Origin of the sequence: Prevotella sp. CAG:592, from assembly GCF_000436015.1 — a bacterium.
Lineage (GTDB): Bacteria > Bacteroidota > Bacteroidia > Bacteroidales > Bacteroidaceae > Prevotella > Prevotella pectinovora.
This window is the reverse complement of sequence record NZ_FR892547.1, coordinates 25,414-27,067: the sequence shown is the minus strand read 5'-3', so window position 1 is coordinate 27,067 and position 1,654 is coordinate 25,414. Positions and strand designations below refer to the sequence as shown.

The following is a 1,654-nucleotide window of genomic DNA, read 5'->3' as shown; positions in this document are numbered from 1 at the left end:
GTCCGCTTTTGAGGCAGACGAGACCTGGGGCACTGTTTTCAAGACGATAAAGGAATATGACGTTGCAGGAATAAGCAATGCTGTAACAGCCTCAGACGTTGAGTCAGACAGAGTCTATACCCTTGACGGCAGGTATGTAGGGAATGATATAAAGCGTCTGCCTAAAGGCATTTATGTTGTAAATGGAAAGAAATTATTGCGATGAACACCTTGAAACTTATAGTTGCGATGAATGACAAGATAAGAAAGGCAAGCATATTGTTCTTCCTACTTTTTGTGAGCTTGTGTTCATATGCTCAAAGCAATGGGCACAAACTTACAAATCCCGAAGCGGTATCGTTGGCGAAGAAAGTCTGTTTTGGAGATAAATACGATTATTATGTCTGTGAAAACCTTTATGTGAATCCCTATGTCAACGGGATAGAAAGGAAGGGGGAATACCTTATGGTTTTTGTGGACAAGATGCCCCTTGCCGCATGGAATCACCCCTGCAATTATGTTTATATAGAAAACGCAAGACATTCTGAAGGTAATCAGATATATGTGGATGAAGCATGTGAACCACCTGTGGATAATCCCCGTAAAATCGTGGGGGAACATAACCATCCATCAGGAAACGGTCTGCTCAAAGTTGATTATCCTTTAAAAGGCCAGTCCGTATCTAAGCTACCAGCTAATGGCAAAGGACAGACCTTTGCCGTTATCCTTAATGGAGGTAAGAACAGTGATGACAATCACGAGAATTACTGGTACGACTGTTCGTTCTTCTATACGACATTGAGGAACGTCTATGATTTGCCTAAAGAGAATATTAAGGTACTGATGTCAGATGGAACCGATCCTTCACTGGATTTGAAGGTATTCTGTTCTGAAGACTTGAAAATTTCTTCAAATTTGGATTTGGACAATGATGGCGAGCCAGACATAGAATATGCCGCAACGAAAGAGAATTTGAGCAAAGTATTCTCAGAGTTGGCAACCATGATAACCCCTAAGGACCAACTTGTATTGTTTGTAGTTGATCATGGTGGCTATGATAGAGATAACCTGCAATCATCCTACATCTGCCTTTGGGGGAAAGACGTCAGGTTGTATCCGGAAGAATTGTCAGAAATGCTGAAAAGCATCAATGCAGGATACATGACACTTGTTTTCGGCCAATGTAACAGCGGTGGGTTTATCCCATATCTTCAAGCCGACAACAGGCTTGTCATGGCAGCATGCCAAGCCGACGAATCCTCTTTTTGTCGTATGGAAGAGCCGTATGACGAATTCGTGTATCAATGGACATCCGCCCTTGCAGGCTGCACTCCATACGGAGACTCCGTCGACGCCGACTACGACAAGAACGGTGTCGTCACCCTTCTGGAGGCATACCGGTATGCAGAAGAGAACGACGGCTACAAAGACGGTGATTTATCATTTGGCGGCATCAGGGAGCATCCCATGGTGAGCTATCTTGCAGGCACCAACATAGAGGACCTGTCATTGTCGTACATCCCTAATCCCGTGGAACTCATCTTCTCCGACGGTTCGGGACAGGGCAAAGCACCATGGGCTACAGATGCCATAGCGCTCAGCCCTGAAAGTGACGGCATGGACTGGACCAACAGCAACTCCGACTTCTCGCAGAGCACAGACAAGAGCGTCGTGG

The 1,654-nt window shown here is 45.2% G+C and carries 1 protein-coding gene and 1 pseudogene; both read left to right on the top strand.

What is annotated here, in order from left to right; genetic code table 11:
- Positions 1–205, top strand: a pseudogene (locus tag QVO99_RS04130) (M6 family metalloprotease domain-containing protein); the annotation flags it as partial.
- Positions 202–1,654, top strand: a 1,453-nt coding sequence (locus QVO99_RS04125) for a C13 family peptidase (protein WP_288176949.1), incomplete at its 3' end; no start/stop codon positions are given. The pseudogene QVO99_RS04130 and the gene QVO99_RS04125, both read left to right, overlap by 4 nt.